At 71.7% G+C, this 16,779-nt stretch carries 14 protein-coding genes; all 14 read left to right on the top strand.

Features of this window, described 5'->3' with window-relative positions; translation table 11 throughout:
- Positions 1 to 1,985, top strand: a 1,985-nt coding sequence (locus tag ABZ873_RS31220) for a penicillin-binding protein 2 (protein ID WP_360879198.1), incomplete at its 5' end; no start/stop codon positions are given.
- A gap of 45 nt (positions 1,986 to 2,030) precedes the next feature.
- A complete protein-coding gene (locus ABZ873_RS31225; RefSeq protein WP_360879201.1) occupies positions 2,031 to 3,740 on the top strand; it encodes a UDP-N-acetylmuramoyl-L-alanyl-D-glutamate--2,6-diaminopimelate ligase in 1,710 nt (569 codons plus the stop codon).
- A complete protein-coding gene (gene murF / locus ABZ873_RS31230; protein WP_360879204.1) occupies positions 3,737 to 5,167 on the top strand; it encodes a UDP-N-acetylmuramoyl-tripeptide--D-alanyl-D-alanine ligase in 1,431 nt (476 codons plus the stop codon). The genes ABZ873_RS31225 and murF overlap by 4 nt, the downstream gene beginning before the upstream one ends.
- Positions 5,164 to 6,234 (top strand): phospho-N-acetylmuramoyl-pentapeptide-transferase, encoded by a 1,071-nt coding sequence (gene mraY / locus ABZ873_RS31235; protein WP_360879207.1) that lies wholly within the window; start codon positions 5,164 to 5,166, stop codon positions 6,232 to 6,234. The genes murF and mraY overlap by 4 nt, the downstream gene beginning before the upstream one ends.
- The gene (murD, locus tag ABZ873_RS31240) at positions 6,216 to 7,715 is read left to right on the top strand and encodes a UDP-N-acetylmuramoyl-L-alanine--D-glutamate ligase (protein WP_360879210.1); all 1,500 of its coding nucleotides are present in this window, start codon (positions 6,216 to 6,218) and stop codon (positions 7,713 to 7,715) included. The genes mraY and murD overlap by 19 nt, the downstream gene beginning before the upstream one ends.
- 70 nt (positions 7,716 to 7,785) lie before the next feature.
- Complete coding sequence (gene ftsW / locus ABZ873_RS31245) at positions 7,786 to 9,147, top strand: putative lipid II flippase FtsW (protein WP_360879213.1); 1,362 nt, start codon at positions 7,786 to 7,788, stop codon at positions 9,145 to 9,147.
- Between the two features lie 6 nt (positions 9,148 to 9,153).
- Positions 9,154 to 10,248, top strand: coding sequence for an undecaprenyldiphospho-muramoylpentapeptide beta-N-acetylglucosaminyltransferase (murG, locus tag ABZ873_RS31250; RefSeq protein ID WP_360879216.1), 1,095 nt, complete (start codon positions 9,154 to 9,156; stop codon positions 10,246 to 10,248).
- Positions 10,249 to 10,380: 132 nt separating this feature from the next.
- Positions 10,381 to 11,082 carry an FtsQ-type POTRA domain-containing protein gene (locus tag ABZ873_RS31255; RefSeq protein ID WP_360879237.1) on the top strand — a complete coding sequence of 234 codons (702 nt, stop codon included), beginning with the start codon at positions 10,381 to 10,383 and terminating at the stop codon, positions 11,080 to 11,082.
- Between the two features lie 286 nt (positions 11,083 to 11,368).
- Positions 11,369 to 12,577 (top strand): cell division protein FtsZ, encoded by a 1,209-nt coding sequence (gene ftsZ / locus ABZ873_RS31260; protein ID WP_360879219.1) that lies wholly within the window; start codon positions 11,369 to 11,371, stop codon positions 12,575 to 12,577.
- Positions 12,574 to 13,362, top strand: coding sequence for a peptidoglycan editing factor PgeF (gene pgeF / locus ABZ873_RS31265; protein WP_360879222.1), 789 nt, complete (start codon positions 12,574 to 12,576; stop codon positions 13,360 to 13,362). Before ftsZ ends, pgeF begins: the two co-directional genes overlap by 4 nt.
- Complete coding sequence (locus ABZ873_RS31270) at positions 13,349 to 14,068, top strand: YggS family pyridoxal phosphate-dependent enzyme (protein WP_360879225.1); 720 nt, start codon at positions 13,349 to 13,351, stop codon at positions 14,066 to 14,068. Before pgeF ends, ABZ873_RS31270 begins: the two co-directional genes overlap by 14 nt.
- Positions 14,069 to 14,217: 149 nt before the next feature.
- Complete coding sequence (sepF, locus tag ABZ873_RS31275; protein ID WP_360879228.1) at positions 14,218 to 14,835, top strand: cell division protein SepF; 618 nt, start codon at positions 14,218 to 14,220, stop codon at positions 14,833 to 14,835.
- Between the two features lie 60 nt (positions 14,836 to 14,895).
- Positions 14,896 to 15,192 (top strand): YggT family protein, encoded by a 297-nt coding sequence (locus ABZ873_RS31280; protein ID WP_360879231.1) that lies wholly within the window; start codon positions 14,896 to 14,898, stop codon positions 15,190 to 15,192.
- Positions 15,193 to 15,274: 82 nt separating this feature from the next.
- Positions 15,275 to 16,516 carry a DivIVA domain-containing protein gene (locus ABZ873_RS31285; protein ID WP_360879234.1) on the top strand — a complete coding sequence of 414 codons (1,242 nt, stop codon included), beginning with the start codon at positions 15,275 to 15,277 and terminating at the stop codon, positions 16,514 to 16,516.
- Positions 16,517 to 16,779: the final 263 nt, after the last annotated feature.

Here is a 16,779-nt window from a genome sequence, read left to right on the forward strand (position 1 = left end):
GCCGTCGCCCCGATGTCCTCGGCGAGGGACCGCAGCGCGGGCAGGGCCGCCCCGCGCCCCGCCCGTCCTCCCGCCCCGCGACCCGGCGGCCCGCGGCGGCCCGCGCCCCGCACACCATCAAGCTCGGCAGCCCCCGGCCCCGGCTGCGGCTGGTCGGCGTAGGGCTGACCCTCGTCATGCTGGCCTTCGTCGTACGGCTGCTCCAGGTGCAGGCCGTCGACGCCTCCTCCTTCTCCGCCGAGGCGTCCAAGAACCGCTACACCAGCGTCAAACTGGCCGCGGAGCGCGGGGAGATCACCGACCGCCGCGGCGTCGCCCTCGCCACCAGCGTCGACGCCTACGACATCACCGCCGACCCGAAGATGTTCACCCCGCAGGAGAGCAAGGCCCCGGACGCCCCGGAGCAGGCCGCCGCCCTCCTCGCGCCCATCCTCGGCAAGGACGCCGGCGAACTCGCCGCCAAACTGCGGACGAAGAACAGCCGGTACGTGGTCCTCGCCCAGCGCCAGACCCCCCAGGTCTGGAACCAGATCAAGGACCTCAAGCGGGTCTTCGCCGACAAGGCCGCCGCCGACCAGCGCGGCAACGGCCCCGGCGCCAACGTCCTCGCCGGCGTCTTCAACGACAACAGCAGCAAGCGCGTGTACCCCAACGGCGACCTCGCCGCCGGGATACTGGGTTACGTCAACGCCGAGGGCCACGGCGGCGGCGGACTGGAGTCCTCCCTCGACAAGAAGCTGTCCGGCAAGGACGGGGAGATCACCTACGCCCAGTCGGGCGGCCGCCGGGTGCCCACCGCCGGATCCAGCGAGAAGCCCGCCGTCCCCGGCGAGGACATCGAGCTGACCATCGACCGGGACATCCAGTGGGCCGCGCAGAGCGCCATCGCCGAGCAGGTCCAGAAGTCCGAGGCCGACCGCGGCTACGTCATCGTCCAGGACACCCGCACCGGCGAGGTACTGGCCATGGCCAACGCCCCCGGCTTCGACCCCAACGACCTGACCCGGGCCCGCTCCACGGCCATGGGCAACGCCGCCCTCCAGGACGTCTACGAGCCCGGATCCACCGCGAAGGTCATCTCCATGGCCGCCGTACTGGAGGAGAAGAAGGCCACCCCCGACACCCGCGTCGAGGTGCCCAACCGGCTGCACCGCGGCGACCGGCTGTTCAAGGACGACATCGACCACCCCACCTGGTACCTCACCCTCAACGGGGTCCTCGCCAAGTCCTCCAACATCGGCACCATCCTGGCCACCGGCCAGCTCGGCCCCACCCAGGCCGACGCCAACAAGGTCCTGCACTCCTACCTGACCAGGTTCGGCATCGGCCGCCCCACCGGCCTGGACTACCCGGGCGAATCGCGGGGCATCCTCGCCGCGCCCGAGAACTGGTCCACCTCGCAGCAGTACACGATCCCCTTCGGCCAGGGCCTGTCCCTCAACGCCATGCAGGCGGCCTCCGTGTACTCCACCGTCGCCAACGGCGGGGTCCGCATCGAACCGACCCTGGTCCGCGGCACCAAGGGCCCCGACGGCCGCTTCACCCCGGCCCCGGCCCCCGAACAGACCAAGGTGATCAGCCCGGAGACCGCGAAGACCCTCGCCGCGATGCTGGAGTCCGTCGTCGACGACCAGGAGGGCACCGGCACCAAGGCGAAGATCCCCGGCTACCGCGTCGGCGGCAAGACCGGCACCTCCAACCGGGTGGATCCGGCCACCGGCCGCTACAAGGGCTACACCGCCTCCTTCGCCGGCTTCGCCCCCGCCGACAACCCGCGCATCACCGTCTACTGCGCCATCCAGAACCCCACCAAGGGCAGCTACTTCGGCGGCCAGATCTGCGGCCCCATCTACAAGAAGGTCATGGAGTTCGCCCTCAAGACCCTCCAGGTCGCCCCCACCGGAACCGCCCCCGCCGGTCTCCCCGTCACCTACGAACCCGGTCCCCAGCCCGCCCCCCAGCCCAGCCCGAAGCCCGGTCAGTGAGCCGCGGCGCCGGTCTGCCCGCCAGAAAAGCGTGAGGCACCATCAGTGACAACGATCACCCCGGAACCCGGGAACCGACCGGCCGCCGGCCCCGGCGCCGGGCCCTCACTTCGCGGCCCGGCCGCCACGCCCGGTACGCTCACCGCCGTGCCCCACGCTGATCAGCCCAGAACCGCCCAGAAAGACGCCCCGGCAGCGCCGCCGGGAGCCCCCAGGCCCGCGTCCGCCCGCCCGAGCCCGCTCGGCGAACTGGCCGCCCTGCTGGGCGTCCCGTCCCCAGGCGCTGCGCGGATCACCGGGATCACGCACGACTCCCGTGCGGTCCGCCCGGGAGACCTGTACGCGGCCCTGCCCGGCGCCCGCACCCACGGTGCCGGGTTCGCCGCCCAGGCGGCCTCCCTCGGCGCCGCCGCCGTCCTGACCGATCCCGCCGGGTCCGAACGGGCCGCCGAGACCGGCCTGCCCGTCCTCGTCGTCGAGGACCCGCGGGGCCGGATGGGCGAGCTCGCCGCCGCCATCTACGGCGACCCCGGCGCGGACCTGCTCCAGATCGGCATCACCGGCACCTCCGGCAAGACCACCACGGCGTACCTCGTCGAGGGCGGGCTGCGCGCGGCGGGCCGCGGCACCGGGCTGGTCGGCACGGTCGAGATGCGCATCGGCGACGAGCGCATCAAGTCCGAGCGGACCACCCCCGAGGCCACCGACCTCCAGGCCCTCTTCGCGGTCATGCGCGAACGCGGGGTCGAGGCGGTCGCGATGGAGGTCTCCAGCCACGCCCTGGTGCTCGGCCGCGTCGACGGCTGCGTCTTCGACGTCGCCGTCTTCAACAACCTGAGCCCCGAGCACATGGAGTTCCACTCCGGCATGGAGGACTACTTCCAGGCCAAGGCGGGGCTCTTCACCCCCCGCCGGGCCCGCCTGGGCGTGGTCAACTTCGACGACGAGTACGGCCGCCGCCTCACCAAGGAGGCGACGATCCCGGTCGTCACCTTCTCCGCCGCGGGCGACCCGGCCGCCGACTGGCGCGCCGAGGACGTGGTCTTCGGCCCGGCGAGCTCCACCCTGACCCTGCTCGGCCCCGACGGCCAGCGGGTGCGGGCCGAGGCGCCGCTGCCCGGACCCTTCAACGTCGCCAACACCGTGGCCGCCGTGGTCACCCTGGCCGTGGCCGGGATCGACCCGCAGACCGCCGCCGACGGCGTCGCCGCCGTCCCCGGGGTCCCCGGGCGGCTGGAGCGCGTGGACGCGGGGCAGCCGTACCTGGCCGTCGTCGACTACGCGCACAAGACCGACGCCGTCGAATCGGTGCTGCGGGCCCTGCGCGAGGTCACCGCGGGCCGGCTGCACATCGTCCTCGGCTGCGGCGGAGACCGCGACACCACCAAGCGCGGCCCGATGGGCGCCGCCGCCGCCCGCTACGCCGACGTGGCCGTACTGACCTCCGACAACCCCCGCTCCGAGGACCCGCTCGCGATCCTCGCCGCCATGTTCGAGGGGGCCGTCTCCGTGCCGCCCGCCGAGCGCGGCACCGTCCTGGTCGACGCCGACCGTGCGGGGGCCATCGCCGCCGCCGTCGCGCTCGCCGGGCCGGGAGACACCGTCCTGGTGGCGGGCAAGGGCCACGAGCAGGGCCAGGACACCGCCGGTGTCGTACGCCCCTTCGACGACCGCACGGTGCTCCGCGCCGCGATCGAGCACCAGCTCGTGCTCGACCGAACGACCCAGGTCCGACAGGCCGAGGTGAACCAGTGATCGCCCTCTCCCTCGCCGAGATCGCCGACATCACCGGCGGGCGGCCCCACGACATACCGGATCCGTCCCTCCAGGTCACCGGCCCCGTGGTCTACGACTCCCGCGAGGTCCTTCCCGGCAGCCTCTTCGCCGCCTTCGTCGGCGAGCGGGTCGACGGCCACGACTACGCCGAACGCGCCCTGGCCGCCGGCGCCGTCGCCGTGCTCGCGACCCGCCCCGTCGGCGTCCCGGCCATCGTCGTCCCCGACGTGGTGGCCGCGCTCGGGGCGCTGGCCCGCGCCGTCGTCGCCCGGCTGGGCACCGACGTCGTGGCCCTCACCGGCTCCGCCGGCAAGACCTCCACCAAGGACCTCATCGCGCAGGTGCTCCAGCACCACGCGCCGACCGTCTGGACCCCCGGGAACCTCAACAACGAGATCGGGCTGCCGATCACGACCCTGCGCGTCACCGAGGACACCCAGCACCTCGTCCTGGAGATGGGCGCCCGGGGCATCGGCCACATCCGCTACCTCACCGGACTGACGCCCCCTCGGATCGGCCTGGTGCTCAACGTCGGGACCGCGCACATCGGCGAGTTCGGCGGCCGGGAGCAGATCGCGCAGGCCAAGGGCGAGCTCGTCGAGTCCCTGCCGGCCGAGGCGGAGGGCGGCGTCGCCGTACTCAACGCCGATGACCTGCTGGTTCGCGCCATGGCCGCGCGCACGAAGGCACGTACGGTGCTCTTCGGCGAGGCCGACGACGCCGAAATCCGGGCCACCGCCGTCCGGATGACGGACACCGGGCAGCCTTCCTTCACACTGCACACACCGACCGGGTGCAGCGACGTGACCTTGCGGCTGTACGGTGAGCACCACGTGTCGAACGCGCTCGCCGCGGCCGCCGTCGCCCATGTCCTGGGCATGTCCGTCGAGGAGATCGCCACCGCGCTCTCCGGGGCGGGCACGCTGTCCCGGTGGCGGATGGAGGTCACCGAGCGCGCGGACGGTGTGACGATCGTCAACGACGCCTACAACGCGAACCCGGAGTCCATGCGGGCCGCACTGCGCGCGCTCGCCGCGATGGGTGGTGCGGCCAGGGCGAACGGGGGACGCACGTGGGCGGTGCTCGGCCCGATGGCCGAGCTCGGGGACGACGCTCTCGCCGAGCACGACGCGGTCGGACGGCTTGTCGTCCGGCTCAACGTGAGCAAGCTCGTCGCGGTCGGGGGCAGGGAAGCCTCCTGGCTGCAACTGGGCGCATATAACGAGGGTTCGTGGGGTGAGGAGTCGGTGCTCGTGTCCGACGCGCAGGCGGCGGTCGACCTGTTGCGCAGTGAACTGCGCCCGGGTGACGTCGTGCTGGTGAAGGCTTCCAGGTCGGCCGGTCTGGAGCGGGTGGCCCAGGCCCTGCTCCAGGACACTGTCGAGGGCGAGGTCGCCGGCCGATGAGGCAGATCCTGTTCGCCGGTGTCATCGGCATGTTCCTGACCGTCATCGGCACGCCGCTGCTGATCAAGCTGCTGGCCCGCAAGGGCTACGGCCAGTTCATCCGCGACGACGGTCCGCGCGGGCACGCCGGGAAGAAGGGCACGCCCACCATGGGCGGTATCTCCTTCATCCTGGCGACGCTCGTCGCGTACGCGCTGACGAAGGTCATCACCGGCGAGGAACCGAGCTTCTCGGGCCTGCTCGTCCTGTTCCTGATGGCGGGCATGGGCCTCGTCGGGTACCTGGACGACTACATCAAGATCGTCAAGCGGCGTTCGCTGGGTCTGCGGGCCAAGGCCAAGATGGCCGGCCAGCTGATCGTCGGCATCGCCTTCGCCGTGCTCGCGCTGCAGTTCAAGGACTCGCGCGGACTCACCCCGGCCTCCGACAAGCTGTCGTTCGTCACCGACTTCGGCTGGTCGCTCGGCCCGGTGCTGTTCGTGGTCTGGGCGCTGTTCATGATCCTGGCCATGTCCAACGGCGTGAACCTCACCGACGGTCTGGACGGTCTGGCCACCGGCGCCGCGGTGATGGTCTTCGGCGCCTACACCTTCATCGGCGTCTGGCAGTTCCAGGAGTCCTGCGTCAACGCGCAGACCCTGCCCAGCCCGAACGCCTGCTTCGAGGTGCGCGACCCGCTGGACCTCGCCGTGGTCGCCTCCGCCCTCATGGGCGCCTGCTTCGGCTTCCTGTGGTGGAACACCTCGCCCGCCAAGATCTTCATGGGCGACACCGGCTCCCTGGCCCTCGGCGGCGCCCTCGCCGGCCTCGCGATCTGCTCGCGCACCGAGTTCCTGATCGCCCTCCTCGGCGGCCTGTTCGTCCTCATCACCATGTCGGTCGTCATCCAGGTCGGCTCCTTCAAGCTGACCGGGAAGCGCGTCTTCCGGATGGCCCCGCTCCAGCACCACTTCGAACTCAAGGGCTGGTCCGAAGTGCTCGTGGTGGTCCGCTTCTGGATCATCCAGGGCATGTGCGTGATCGTCGGCCTCGGAATCTTCTACGCGGGATGGGCAGCCGACAAGTGACCTCCTGGCACGGCAAGAACATCACCGTCGCCGGCCTCGGCGTGAGCGGCATCAGCGCCGCCCGCGCCCTGGCCGGCCTCGGCGCAGTGGTGACCGTCGTCGACAACGGCGACGGCGACGCCCACCGTGCCCGGGCCGCCGAACTGGCCCAGGACGGCGTCCGGGTCCGCCTCGGCCGCCTCGACGACGGCGGCCACGCCGGTGAGGTCCTGCCCGAGGGCACCGAACTGGTCGTCACCTCGCCCGGCTGGAAGCCCGACAGCCCCCTCTTCACGGCCGCCGCCGCGGCGGGCGTGGACGTCGTAGGGGATGTCGAGATCGCCTGGCTGCTCCGCGCGACGGGCCAGGAGCGGCGGGCCGCCGCGGGCGCGCCGCGCCGCGAGCCGGCCCCCTGGCTGGCCGTCACCGGCACCAACGGCAAGACCACCACCGTCCAGATGCTGGCGTCGATCCTCAAGGCCGCCGGGCTGCGCACCGCCGCCGTCGGCAACATCGGCACCCCGATCATCGACGTGGTGCTCGGCGAGCAGGAGTACGACGTCCTCGCCGTCGAACTCTCCAGCTACCAGCTGCACTGGGCGCCCTCGCTGCGCGTCCACTCCGGGGCCGTCCTCAACCTCGCCCCCGACCACCTCGACTGGCACGGCTCCATGGAGGCGTACGCCGCCGACAAGGGCCGCATCTACGAGGGCAACACGGTCGCCTGCGTCTACAACGTGGCCGACAAGGCCACCGAGGACCTCGTGGTCGAGGCCGACGTCGAGGAGGGCTGCCGCGCCATCGGCTTCACCCTCGGCGCCCCCGGCCCCTCCATGCTCGGCGTCGTCGACGGCATCCTCGTCGACCGCGCCTTCGTCGAGAACCGGCAGAAGAACGCCCAGGAGCTCGCCGAGGTCGCGGACGTCAACCCGCCGGCCCCGCACAACATCGCCAACGCCCTCGCCGCCGCCGCGCTGGCCCGCGCCTTCGGCGTGGAGCCGCGCGCGGTGCGCGACGGGCTGCGCGACTTCCGCCCGGACGCCCACCGCGTCGCCCACGTGGCCGAGGTCGCCTCCGTGGTCTACGTGGACGACTCCAAGGCCACCAACACCCACGCGGCCGAGGCTTCGCTCGCCGCCTTCGAACCGGTCGTCTGGATCGCGGGCGGCCTCGCCAAGGGCGCCACCTTCGACGAGCTCGTCCAGAAGTCCGCGAAGCGGCTGCGCGGCGTCGTCCTGATCGGCGCCGACCGGGCGCTCATCGCGGACGCGCTGGCGCGACACGCGCCCGAGGTCCCGGTCGTCGACCTCGGCCGGACCGACACTGGGGCGATGCTCGCAGCGGTCCGTGAGGCGGCCGCGCTCGCCGAGCCCGGCGACACGGTCCTGCTGGCCCCTGCCTGTGCGTCGATGGACATGTTCGCGAACTACAACAAGCGCGGGGACGCGTTCGCCGACGCGGTGCGCGAACTGGCCGCCGAGGACGCCGCGGACACGGCCTAGGCCGGGGGCGCCGGGACAGGTTCCCTCCGGCCGGCCGCTCGCCCCGTACGCGTGGAGGGGAAGGTCACAGATGCCGGCCAAGCAGATGCTGCCGGGGCGGCGGCCGTCCGCCGTGAAGGCGCAGGGCCGCAAACGCCCCGCGGTGCGGGCGGGACGGCCCGCCGGGCGCGGGCCGCTGGCCGGGCTGCGGCGTACCCAGGGGCAGTTGCGCAAGGCGTGGGACCGCCCGCTCACGGCGTATTACCTGATTTTCGGCAGTTCCCTGCTCATCACCGTGCTCGGCCTGGTGATGGTGTACTCCGCCTCCATGATCAAGGCCCTCCAGCTGGGCCTGGGTGACGCGTACTTCTTCAAGAAGCAGTTCCTGGCCGCCCTCATCGGCACCGCCCTGCTGCTCGCCGCCTCCCGGATGCCGGTCAGGCTGCACCGGGCGCTGTCCTACCCGGTGCTGGCCGGCACCCTCTTCCTGATGGTTCTGGTCCAGGTCCCCGGGATAGGGGTCTCGATCAACGGCAACCAGAACTGGATCTCCCTCGGCGGCCCGTTCATGCTCCAGCCCAGCGAGTTCGGCAAGCTCGCCCTGATCCTGTGGGGCGCCGACCTGCTGGCCCGCAAGGGCGACAAGGAGCTGCTGAGCCAGTGGAAGCACCTCCTGGTGCCGCTGGTCCCCGTCTCCTTCCTGCTGCTCGGGCTCATCATGCTGGGCGGCGACATGGGCACCGCGATGATCCTCGGCGCCATCCTCTTCGGGCTGCTCTGGCTGGCCGGCGCCCCCACCCGGATGTTCGTCGGCGTACTGCTCTTCGCGGGTGCGATCGTCGCACTGCTCATCCGGACCAGCCCGCACCGCATGGACCGGCTCGCCTGCCTCGGGGCGACCGAGCCCGGCAAGAACGACCTCTGCTGGCAGGCCGTGCACGGGATCTACGCCCTCGCCTCGGGCGGCTGGTTCGGATCCGGACTGGGTGCAAGCGTCGAAAAATGGGGCCAACTACCAGAAGCCCACACCGACTTCATTTTCGCCATCACCGGGGAGGAACTGGGCCTCGCGGGGACGCTGTCCGTCCTCGCCCTCTTCGCGGCTCTAGGCTATGCGGGTATCCGCGTGGCCGGACGCACGGAGGACTCCTTCGTACGGTTTGCCGCGGGAGGCGTGACCACCTGGATCACGGCCCAGGCCGTGATCAACATCGGTGCGGTGCTCGGCCTGCTGCCGATCGCCGGAGTCCCGCTCCCGCTGTTCTCCTACGGGGGTTCCGCCCTGCTGCCGACCATGTTCGCGGTCGGACTGCTCATCGCCTTCGCGCGGGAGGAGCCCGCCGCGCGCGCGGCACTCGCGATGCGGCAGCCGAGAACCGGCTGGCGGCGGACCGGGGTGAGATGGAAGTCGATGAGACGGCGCGTCACGAAGCGACCGTCCGGAGAGCGGTGAATTTCGGTGCATGTCGTACTCGCCGGTGGGGGGACCGCCGGCCACATCGAGCCGGCGCTCGCCCTCGCGGACGCCCTGCGCAGGCAGGACCCCACAGTGGGCATCACCGCCCTGGGCACGGAACGCGGGCTCGAAACCCGCCTCGTGCCCGAGCGCGGCTACGAACTCGGGCTCATCCCCGCGGTACCGCTGCCCCGCAAGCCCACCCCGGAACTGATCACCGTCCCCGGGCGGCTGCGCGGCACCATCAAGGCCGCCGAGGAGATCCTGCTGCGCACCAAGGCCGACTGCGTCGTCGGCTTCGGCGGCTACGTGGCCCTGCCGGGCTACCTCGCGGCCAAGCGGCTCGGCGTGCCGATCATCGTCCACGAGGCCAACGCCCGGCCCGGACTGGCCAACAAGATCGGCTCCCGGTACGCGCACGCCGTCGCGGTCTCCACCCCCGACAGCAAGCTGCGCGGCGCCCGCTACGTGGGCATCCCGCTGCGCCGCTCGATCTCGACCCTGGACCGGGCCGCCGTACGCCCCGAGGCCCGCGCCGCCTTCGGCCTGGACCCCAACCTGCCGACGCTGCTGGTCTCCGGCGGCTCGCAGGGCGCCCGCCGCCTCAACGAGACCATCCAGCAGGTCGCGCCGACCCTCCAGCGCTCCGGTGTGCAGATCCTGCACGCGGTCGGCCCGAAGAACGAACTGCCGCGTGTCGACAACATGCCCGGGATGCCGCCGTATGTGCCGGTACCGTACGTGGACCGGATGGATCTCGCGTACGCCGCCGCCGACATGATGCTGTGCCGCGCGGGTGCGATGACCGTCGCCGAACTGTCCGCCGTCGGGCTGCCCGCCGCCTATGTCCCGCTGCCGATCGGCAACGGCGAACAGCGGCTCAACGCCCAGCCGGTGGTCAAGGCCGGCGGCGGCCTGCTCGTCGACGACGCGGAACTGACCCCCGACTGGGTGCTCGGCCAGGTCCTTCCGGTGCTGTCCGATCCGCACCGCCTGTACGAGATGTCCCGCGCCGCCGGTGAGTTCGGCCGCCGGGACGCCGACGAACTGCTGGTCGGCATGGTGTACGAGGCGATCGCGGCCCACAGGGCCCGCTGAGGCGGGACGCTGACGCAGGAGGCAGGAGTGGCCGGAGCGCCGACCAAGTCCCCGAAGCCCGCGAAACCCGCGAAGCCCGCGAAGGCCGCGAAGCCCGCGAGGAAGCCGGTCCCCCGGGGCCCCGGCGCGCACCTGCGCCGGGGCCGCCTGCTGGTGGTCCTGGCCGCCGCCGTGCTGCTCGTGGCGGGCGGTACCTGGGTGCTGTACGGGTCCTCCTGGCTCCGCGTCGAGAAGGTCACCGCCACCGGCACCCGGGTGCTCACCCCCGAGCAGGTGCTCTCCGCGGCGGCCGTACCGCTCGGCGCGCCCCTCGTGAGCGTGGACACGGACGAGATCGCGAGCCGGGTCCGCGGCCGGCTGCCCCGCATCGATTCGGTCGATGTGGTGCGGGCCTGGCCGCACGGAATCGGACTGAAGGTGACCGAACGCAAACCTGTCCTGCTCATCCGGAAGGGCACCGACTTCGTGGAAGTGGACGCATCCGGTGTGCGATTCGACACGGTTCCGAAAGCACCCGCGGGCGTCCCGGTCCTGGAATTGAACGCGGAGGGCTCCCCGAGCGCCCGCCGCTTCGACGAGCAGCGGCTGCTGCACGAGGCGGTGCTCGTCGCCGGGGCGCTTCCCGGGCCGATCTCGGGGCAAACGCTCCAGGTCACGGTGGTCTCCTACGATTCCGTCGTGCTGAAGCTGACCGGCGGCCGCACCGTGCGGTGGGGGAGCGGCGAACAGAGCGACGCGAAGGGGCGCGCGCTGACCGCTTTGCTGAAAGCCGCGCCCAAGGCTGGGCACTTCGACGTGAGCGTTCCCACCGCCCCTGCTGCGGCCGGGAGTTGACGTCGGGTTCGGCAGCGGCGCACCCTGGTTGGCCAGCGATACGGGTGATCACATAGGGTGAAAAGAAAAACGGGAGGTTCGGCGTGTTCGTTGAACACGCGCTACTTGTCGACTTAGTGTCCTGTTCGGAAGTCCATGGGATCCAAGGAACAGACACACCCTTAACCCTAAACTTCAGGGTGAGGGTTCGGGTCGGCGCGTTCGGACCGTCCCTATTTCGGCATCAGTCGTCGCAACGCAGGCCCGCGAGGCGGCGACACGTAACTCGAGGCGAGAGGCCTTCGACGTGGCAGCACCGCAGAACTACCTCGCAGTCATCAAGGTCATCGGTGTCGGCGGCGGTGGTGTCAATGCCATCAACCGAATGATCGAGGTCGGTCTCAAGGGCGTCGAGTTCATCGCCATCAACACCGACGCCCAGGCGCTGTTGATGAGCGACGCCGACGTCAAGCTCGACGTCGGCCGTGAACTGACCCGCGGCCTCGGCGCCGGCGCCAACCCGGCGGTCGGTCGCAAGGCGGCAGAGGACCACCGCGAGGAGATCGAGGAGGTCCTCAAGGGGGCCGACATGGTCTTCGTCACCGCTGGTGAGGGCGGCGGCACCGGCACCGGCGGCGCACCTGTCGTCGCCAACATCGCGCGCTCGCTGGGCGCCCTGACGATCGGTGTGGTCACCCGGCCGTTCACCTTCGAGGGCCGGCGCCGCGCGAACCAGGCGGAGGACGGCATCGCCGAGCTCCGCGAAGAGGTCGACACCCTCATCGTCATCCCCAACGACCGCCTGCTGTCCATCTCGGACCGCCAGGTCAGCGTCCTGGACGCCTTCAAGTCGGCCGACCAGGTCCTGCTCTCCGGCGTGCAGGGCATCACCGACCTCATCACCACCCCGGGTCTGATCAACCTCGACTTCGCCGACGTCAAGTCCGTGATGTCCGAGGCGGGCTCGGCGCTCATGGGCATCGGCTCGGCGCGCGGCGACGACCGCGCCGTGGCCGCGGCCGAGATGGCGATCTCCTCGCCGCTGCTGGAGGCGTCCATCGACGGCGCCCGCGGTGTGCTGCTCTCCATCTCCGGCGGCTCGGACCTCGGTCTCTTCGAGATCAACGAGGCCGCGCAGCTGGTGAGCGAGGCCGCGCACCCGGAGGCGAACATCATCTTCGGCGCCGTCATCGACGACGCGCTCGGCGACGAGGTACGGGTCACCGTCATCGCCGCCGGGTTCGACGGCGGACAGCCCCCGGCCCGCCGGGACAACGTCATCGGCGCCGCGTCCACCAAGCGCGAGGAGCCCGCACCGGCCCCGGTCCGCGCCGCCCCCGAGCCGGTCCGCCCGGCCTTCGGCGGACTCGGCACGGTCACCCCGCGCGAGGAGCCCCCGGCCCCCGTCGAGCCGGCGCCGGCCGAGGTCCAGCCCCCGGCCCCGCAGGTCCCGACGGCCCGTCCGTACCAGGACAGCCCGGCCGAGGAGCTGGATGTCCCGGACTTCTTGAAGTGACACCGGAGCAGCACCACGTGGGCGGCGCCCACTTCGCCTTCACCGACCGGTGGGGCGGAGTGAGCGCCGTTCCGTACGAAGAGCTCAACCTCGGCGGCGCGGTCGGAGACGACCCGGCCGCCGTTCGCGCGAACCGGGACCGTGCCGCGCACTCCCTGGGACTCGCCCCGGACCGCGTGGTCTGGATGAACCAGGTGCACGGCCGGGACGTCGCGGTGGTGGACGGCCCCTGGGGCGCGGACGCCGGGATCCCCGCGGTGGACGCGGTGGTGACCGCCCGTCGGGGGCTCGCCCTCGCCGTGCTCACCGCGGACTGCACCCCCGTCCTGCTGGCGGACCCCGTCGCCGGGGTGGCCGGGGCCGCGCACGCCGGGCGCCCCGGGCTGGTGGCGGGGGTGGTGCCCGCGGCCGTCGAGGCCATGGTCGCCCTCGGCGCCGACCCCGCCCGGATCGTCGCCCGTACCGGACCCGCCGTCTGCGGGCGCTGCTACGAGGTGCCGGCCGGGATGCGGGAGGCGGTGGCGGCGGTGGTACCGGCCGCTCATGCCGAGACCAGCTGGGGGACGCCGGCGGTCGACGTGGCCGAGGGGGTGCGGGCGCAGCTCGCGGAGGCGGGGGTGGTGGAGGTCCACCGATCCCCGGTCTGCACACTGGAGTCCCGGGACCACTTCTCGTACCGTCGTGACCGGGTGACCGGGCGGCTTGCCGGTTATGTCTGGTTGACGGAGCATTCCCGGGGGGCGGCCCCCGGATCCGCGGGGGAAACGAAGAATGACGGAACGTAAGGCGCAGCTCGCCGGGAACCTGGCGCGGGTCGAGGAACGCATCGCGGCCGCGTGCGCGAAGGCGGGCCGCGCGCGGGACGAGGTGACCCTGATCGTGGTCACCAAGACCTATCCCGCGAGCGACGTACGGCTGCTGGCCGGGCTGGGCGTCCGGCAGGTCGCGGAGAACCGCGACCAGGACGCCGCCCCCAAGGCCGCCGCCTGCGCGGATCTGCCGCTCGGCTGGCACTTCGTCGGCCAGTTGCAGACCAACAAAGTCCGTTCCGTGGCGGGATACGCGCACGTCGTGCAGTCGGTCGACCGGCCCCGGCTGGTCACCGCCCTCTCGTCGGCCGCGGTGAACGCCGGACGCGAACTCGGCTGCCTGGTGCAGATCGCGCTCGACGCGGAGTCGGGCGAGCGGGGCAGCCGGGGCGGCGCGGCGCCGGAGCAGCTCGCGGAGTTGGCGGACCTCGTCGCCGGGGCACCCGGACTGCGCATCGACGGACTGATGACCGTCGCACCTCTGTCCGGCCCCTACGCGGGGCGCGAACAGGCCGCCTTCGAGCGGCTGGTGGAATTGTCATCCCGCCTGCGCGCGGACCATCCGACTGCCACGATGGTGTCGGCCGGGATGAGCGCAGACCTGGAACAGGCCGTGATGGCCGGTGCGACACATGTACGCGTCGGCACTGCGGTACTCGGCGCGAGACCCCGGCTCGGGTAACGTCGCGAAGAAAGTCGGACCACAGCAGAAAATATGGTCATTCCCGTCGATGAGCGGGCAGACCACGTGGATCGCGGGCAGTTGGTGACATTCGTGACACGGCGGCACCTGCGACAGGGCGATCCACCACAGAGCGGAGGACTCGGAGAATGGCCGGCGCGATGCGCAAGATGGCGGTCTACCTCGGCCTCGTGGAGGACGACCGGTACGACAACCCGGGGTACGACCCCGACGACGAGTTCGAGCCCGAGCCGGAGATGGAACGGGCTCGGGAGCGGGATCGCCGACAGCAGCCCGTGCACCAAGCGCCCGTACCGGACGAACCGGTACGAGTCGCACAGCCTCCGGCGCCACGGGAACCCATCCCAATTCCGGTGGAAAACGGACGTCCTGCGCGAATTGCCCCCGTGGCATCCATCACACCTGAACGCACCAACCTGGAGAAGAACGCCCCCGTGATCATGCCCAAGGTCGTCTCCGAGCGGGAGCCGTACCGCATCACGACGCTGCACCCCCGGACCTACAACGAGGCCCGTACCATCGGGGAACACTTCCGTGAGGGCACTCCGGTGATCATGAATCTCACGGAGATGGACGACACGGACGCGAAGCGTCTCGTGGACTTCGCCGCCGGACTCGTGTTCGGTCTGCACGGCAGTATTGAACGCGTGACACAGAAGGTGTTCCTGCTGTCGCCTGCTAACGTCGATGTCACGGCGGAGGACAAGGCCCGCATCGCGGAGGGCGGGTTCTTCAACCAAAGCTAGACCGATCCGTCAGACACGGGGCCGGGAACAGAGCGGGAAACGGGGAGAGGGAAGCGCGGGATGGGTGTCGCACTGCAGGTGGTCTACATCGTGCTGATGTGCTTCCTGATCGTGCTGATCTTCCGGCTGGTCATGGATTACGTGTTCCAGTTCGCACGCTCATGGACACCCGGCAAGGCGATGGTGGTCGTACTTGAGGCCACCTACACTGTCACCGATCCACCGCTCAAGCTCCTTCGGCGGTTCATCCCGCCGTTGCGTCTCGGGGGCGTGGCACTCGACCTGTCCTTCTTCGTTCTGATGATCATCGTTTACATCCTCATCAACTTCGTGAGCGCCGCTGCGAGAAGCGTGTGAACGATGAGCTTCCCCGTACGCGCGGGGACGGTCCCGATACGGTCTTGCCGACTGCCGACGACTACGTAGAGGTGAAGAAGACATGCCGCTGACTCCCGAGGACGTGCGGAACAAGCAGTTCACGACCGTCCGCCTCCGAGAAGGCTATGACGAGGACGAGGTCGATGCCTTCCTCGACGAGGTCGAGTCCGAACTGACGCGCCTGCTGCGCGAGAACGAGGACCTGCGCGCGAAGCTGGCCGCCGCCACGCGCGCCGCCGCGCAGAACCAGCAGCAGCAGGGGATGCGCAAGCCCGAGCCCCAGGACCAGCGAGGCCCCGGCGCCCCCGTGCCCGCCGCCATATCCGGCCCGCCGCAGCAGCCGCAGCAGCCGCAGATGGGCCCGCCCCAGCTGCCCGGCGGCGCGCCGCAGCTCCCCCCGGGCCCCGGTGGACACGGCGGCCCGCAGGGCCCCGGCCCGATGGGCGGCCCCATGCAGCAGCACCCCATGGGCGGACCGCAGGGCATGGGCCAGCAGCCGATGGGTCAGCAGCCGATGGGTCAGCAGCAGCCGATGGGCCAGCAGCCCATGGGTCAGCAGCAGTCGATGGGCGGCCAGAACCCGCTCGGCCAGCAGATGCAGCCCATGGGCCAGCAGATGCAGCCGATGGGGCAGCCCATGCAGCCGATGGGCCAGCAGATGCAGCCCATGGGCCAGCCGCAGCTTCCGCAGCAGGGCCCCGGTGGCGACAGCGCCGCCCGCGTCCTGTCGCTGGCGCAGCAGACCGCCGACCAGGCGATCGCGGAGGCCCGCTCCGAGGCCAACAAGATCGTCGGCGAGGCGCGGTCGCGCGCCGAGGGCCTGGAGCGGGACGCCCGCGCCAAGGCCGACGCGCTGGAGCGGGACGCGCAGGAGAAGCACCGCGTCGCGATGGGCTCCCTGGAGTCCGCCCGCGCCACGCTGGAGCGCAAGGTCGAGGACCTGCGGGGCTTCGAGCGTGAGTACCGCACGCGGCTCAAGTCCTACCTGGAGTCGCAGCTGCGCCAGCTGGAGACCCAGGCCGACGACTCGCTCGCCCCGCCGCGGAACCCGGCCGGTCCGGCGCTGCCGCCGTCGCCGTCGCCTTCGATGGCTCCGGCCGGTGCGATGGGTCACTCCATGGGGGCTCCCTCGCCCATGGGCGGGCCGTCCCCGATGGGTGCGGGGCCGTCCTACGGCGGCGGCCAGCAGCAGATGTCTCCGGCGATGACCCAGCCGATGGCTCCGGTGCGGCCGGCTGCGCCGTCGCCGATGCAGGCGCCGTCGCCGATGCGGGGCTTTCTGATCGACGAGGACGACAACTAGGCGCGGCCGCGAGGTCGGCAGCCACGGGCCGGGCCCGGTCCCCTTCGGGGAGACCGGGCCCGGCCCGTTTCTGCGCCTGGGGGCCTTGCCTCCCGTCTGCGGGCCGGTGGCCGCGCCTCAAACGCCGGCGGGGCTTGATTGTGGTCCCGCCCGGTGGGTGCGCCTGATTCGCCGGCGGGGCTTGGTTTTTGGGTGCGGCCCGGTGGGTGCGCCTCAAGCGCCGGCGGGGCTGGGTTTGGTTTCCCTGGGCGGGGGTCGACGGC

Origin of the sequence: Streptomyces sp. NPDC047014, assembly GCF_040644195.1 — a bacterium.
Taxonomy (GTDB): Bacteria; Actinomycetota; Actinomycetes; order Streptomycetales; family Streptomycetaceae; genus Streptomyces.

Excerpts from the sequence above, each read along its gene's own strand:
- mraY (WP_360879207.1), top strand. The coding sequence starts at position 5,164 with ATGAGGCAGATCCTGTTCGCCGGTGTCATCGGCATGTTCCTGACCGTC.
- murD (WP_360879210.1), top strand. The coding sequence starts at position 6,216 with ATGGGCAGCCGACAAGTGACCTCCTGGCACGGCAAGAACATCACCGTC.
- ftsW (WP_360879213.1), top strand. The coding sequence starts at position 7,786 with ATGCCGGCCAAGCAGATGCTGCCGGGGCGGCGGCCGTCCGCCGTGAAG.
- ABZ873_RS31270 (WP_360879225.1), top strand. The coding sequence starts at position 13,349 with ATGACGGAACGTAAGGCGCAGCTCGCCGGGAACCTGGCGCGGGTCGAG.
- sepF (WP_360879228.1), top strand. The coding sequence starts at position 14,218 with ATGGCCGGCGCGATGCGCAAGATGGCGGTCTACCTCGGCCTCGTGGAG.
- ABZ873_RS31280 (WP_360879231.1), top strand. The coding sequence starts at position 14,896 with ATGGGTGTCGCACTGCAGGTGGTCTACATCGTGCTGATGTGCTTCCTG.
- ABZ873_RS31285 (WP_360879234.1), top strand. The coding sequence starts at position 15,275 with ATGCCGCTGACTCCCGAGGACGTGCGGAACAAGCAGTTCACGACCGTC.